4 protein-coding genes are annotated in these 3,681 nt (G+C 55.1%); 2 read left to right on the top strand and 2 right to left on the bottom strand.

Features of this window, described 5'->3' with window-relative positions:
* Together dcd and udk are read right to left on the bottom strand one after the other, a co-directional pair.
* A partial coding sequence (gene dcd, locus RTY00_RS21720; RefSeq protein ID WP_312666169.1) for a dCTP deaminase occupies window positions 1-401 on the bottom strand: 401 nt, incomplete at its 3' end.
* Window positions 402-473: 72 nt separating this feature from the next.
* Window positions 474-1,112 carry a uridine kinase gene (udk, locus tag RTY00_RS21715; RefSeq protein ID WP_008104883.1) on the bottom strand — a complete coding sequence of 213 codons (639 nt, stop codon included), beginning with the start codon at window positions 1,110-1,112 and terminating at the stop codon, window positions 474-476.
* A gap of 230 nt (window positions 1,113-1,342) precedes the next feature.
* Here udk and RTY00_RS21710 point away from each other — a divergent pair, with 230 nt between their 5' ends.
* Both RTY00_RS21710 and RTY00_RS21705 read left to right on the top strand, forming a co-directional pair.
* A complete protein-coding gene (locus RTY00_RS21710) occupies window positions 1,343-1,954 on the top strand; it encodes a phosphatase PAP2 family protein (protein ID WP_008104884.1) in 612 nt (203 codons plus the stop codon).
* 161 nt (window positions 1,955-2,115) lie between these two features.
* The coding region (locus RTY00_RS21705) for a PAS domain S-box protein (RefSeq protein ID WP_312666167.1) at window positions 2,116-3,681 on the top strand (1,566 nt) is incomplete at its 3' end.

The following is a 3,681-nucleotide window of genomic DNA, read 5'->3' as shown; positions in this document are numbered from 1 at the left end:
CGACCTTGCCAGCCCGGATCGATACGGTGCGCCGTGACGTGCACCATCAAACCCAAACGCGCCAGCGAAGAGCGTCCATCCAGCCAGCCGACCAGATCGTCGGGGATGGTGACCGATTCCAGCGTTACCGCCAGCGCCAGCTCGCCCGGATGCAGGAAAAAGGCTTCACCTTCTGGCAGCACAATCTCATCGCTCATGACGCGGTCCAGCGCGGCACTGACTTCGTGCTTGGGACCACTCAAATCAATAAACGCCGCCGTGTGGCCGCTAAAGGTGCGGAACTGGTTGCCGAGGCGCACATCAACCGTGGCGCCATTAATGCGTTCCACCGGCGGGCGCGGCTCAATCGCCAACTTTCCGCTGTCCAGCCAGGCTTCAATATCGCGATCGCATAATCTCATCGCAGGTACTCCGTGAATTAAGTGTAGCGAATGGCTACGACAGCGCGTCACGCCGGGGCGGACGCTATGTCGTTAAAGATACTGATTGATCTTGGCCTTAAGGATATCAATCGCGATACGGTTTTTTCCGCCGCGCGGCACAATGATGTCAGCGTACTGCTTGGAAGGTTCAATAAATTGCAGGAACATCGGACGCACGGTCTTCTGATACTGGCTCATCACCGAATCCATTGAGCGGCCGCGCTCATTCACATCGCGCTTCATGCGGCGCATCAAACAGATATCCAGCGGCGTATCGACGAAGATGGAGAAATTCATCTCCTGGCGCAGGCGCGCATCGGTTAACAGCAAGATGCCTTCAAGGATGATGACTTTCTTCGATTTGAGATGAATACAATCGCTGGTGCGGGTGTGCTCAACGTAGCTGTAAACCGGCAACTCAATTTCCTGACCGGCTTTCAGCGCGCGCAGATGCTGCAACAACAGATCATGATCCATCGCACTCGGATGGTCATAGTTGGTTTTCACCCTCTCTTCCATGGTGAGGTGGCTCTGATCTTTATAGTAGGCATCTTCGGGGATCACACCGATATGCTCGTCACCGACCTGGTCACGGATTTCACGATAGAGCGTGCTGGCGATAAGACTTTTTCCGGATGCGGATGCACCTGCGATGCCAACGATCACGCACTGATGAGACTTGTCAGTCATACTTTTTTAAGACCTGATAACTGGAGCCTGCCTAAGCCGAAGCTGCAACGGGCCGAATGAGAGGGTTAGTTGGCGGCAATTATAGGTATTTCACCGGTTTGATGCCAGAGAAATGGGCCAACGGCTTTTCAGAATATCCCCTTTTGCAGCCAGACGCTTAATCGATACACTGTTCATCTGCCAACACTGTAGCCGGCGTTGGCACTCCGAATGTAGCCGCAAGGAAAAGTATGAGCTGGAAAACCCTGACCTATTTTGGCGACAGCATGTTGCTGATCCCTACCGCGGTGATTATCGCGCTGGTATTGCCATGGAAAAGCGACAACCGCCAAACCGTCTGGTATTGGGTGCTGGCGTTTGGTCTGGCTGGCCTAGTGGTGAGCGTCTCGAAAATACTGTTTCTCGGCTTTGGTATTGGTAGCGCCAGATTCAACTTTACCGGCTTCAGCGGACACAGCGCGATGTCCGCCACGCTCTGGCCGGTGATGATGTGGTTGATCTCCGGTCGCTGGTCACCGCGCTGGCGTCTGTTTACCATCGGTATCGGCTATCTGATTCCGTTGATGGTTGGCCTGTCGCGCCTGGTAATCCACGCTCACTCAAAAAGCGAAGTGCTGGCGGGCCTGATGCTCGGTTTCACGCTCAGCACCGCTTTCCTGCTGACACAGCGCCGGACTTCGCTGAAGGGCTTTAGTCTGCCGCAAATCGGCGTTGCGCTGCTGGTGCCGCTGCTGCTGCTGGGCCATGGTCGCGTCGCCACCACACAACAATTCCTTGAGCGCTTCTCTGCCAATCTTGCCGGCTTAGAAAAGCCTTATACCCGCGCCGATCTTTTTCGCTAACACCGATTGGCCCTTTGCGCGCAAAGGGCCAATCAATTCAGTGAATAACGACTTAAATGCAATTCCCGGCAGAAATCTTAAATAGATGTGCTAGCATGCGAAATAGTGATTGATTGGCGCATTTTCCATCGTGAATCAGGTGCGCGCAGCTGGATTCTTGCATGACCCTCGAAATATTGACTTCACGAGAAAGACCACACCGAATATGGCTCAATGCCTTGCTCATTGGCGGGCTCACTTTTCTACTGACGCTATTTTGTCTGGAACTGATCGTTGTCAGCGGACGTATTTCACCGCTTTGGTACTCCACCGCGCTGATGACGGTGATCGTGTTTCGTGCCCACTCAAAACACGTTCCATTGCTGCTGCTTGCTTGCGTGATGGGTACCGCGCTGGCCAATCTGATCATTATTGGTCCCGCGCTCAGCAACATTAAATTTGCCATCTTAAATATGGTGCAGGCGATTTTAGGCGGCGTGATGCTGCGCGCGCTGCTCGATCGCCGCGCCCCGCTTAATTCGTTACTCGATTGGGTACGCTTTGCGCTGTGCGCCGGGTTGATTGCGCCGCTGCTTGGCGGTGTGGTGGCGTTGTGGATGCTGCATGTTGGTAGCAGCGCGTCACTGCCCTTCTTCTCGACCTGGGTGATTTCTGAAGTGATTGGCGTGTTGGCATTTGGTCCGGTGTTACTGCTGTGGCCAAATAAACCGCTGCGCCAGATTTTTACGCCAGGCCGTCAGCTGGAAACCTGCCTGACGCTAATCGGCACGCTGCTCGCCAGCTATTTATCGCTGCGTTTTCTGCCATGGCCCTTTACCTTTATTGTGGTGATCCTGTTCTGGTGTGCGGTACGGCTGCCAAAATTTGAAGCCTTTCTGCTGTTCTTCCTCAATGCCAGTTTCATCTCGATTCTGCTCGCCTTTAATTTGGTCAACCTGGCACAAAACGGCATGCTGCTCGGCCAGGTCAGCACCTGGCTGCCGTTCCTGTTGGTGCTGCTGCCAAGCCACGTGATGGCGCTGGTGATGGATGCCTTCCAGCGCGAAAAGCATCACATCAGCGAGAGTGAAACCCGCTTCCGTAACGCTATGGAATACTCCGCGATCGGCATGGCGCTGGTTGCGCCGAATGGTGGCTGGCAGCAGGTCAATCAGTCGCTGTGTCAGACGCTGGGCTTTCCGGCCGATGAGCTGAAAAAACTCACTTTCCAGCAAATCACCCATCCCGACGATCTCAACAGCGATTTGCAGCAGCTGGAACGATTGGTGGCGGGTGAAATCATGACCTACACCATGGAGAAGCGCTATTTCCGCAAGGATGGCGAGATCGTCTGGGCGCGCCTGACGGTTTCGATGGTGCGCGACGCCGCGCAACAGCCGCACTACTTCATCGCCCAGATTATCGATATCTCCGAGCTGAAGCAGAGCGAGCAGGTCAATCGCCGCCTGATGGAACGCATCACGCTGGCCAACGAAGCCGGCGGCATCGGCGTGTGGGAGTGGAATCTGCTGACCGGGGAAATGCTATGGGACAAGCGCATGTATGAGCTGTTTGGCTTAGGTCCACATCAAACGCCCACCTACGATCTGTGGGTGCATCTGCTTGATCCGGCTGAACGGGAAACCGCCGCGCTGGTGGTGCAGCAGGCCATCGAACGCCGCAGCGCTTTCCAGCTGGAATACCGCATCAATTTGCAGGAAGGCCCGCGCTATGTGCGTTCTGAGGCC

It is taken from the genome of Pantoea sp. CTOTU49201, assembly GCF_032054795.1.
GTDB classification, from domain to species: Bacteria; Pseudomonadota; Gammaproteobacteria; order Enterobacterales; family Enterobacteriaceae; genus Pantoea; species Pantoea symbiotica.
Note: the sequence above shows the minus strand (reverse complement) of the source record. Positions and strands in the feature narration are given on the sequence as shown.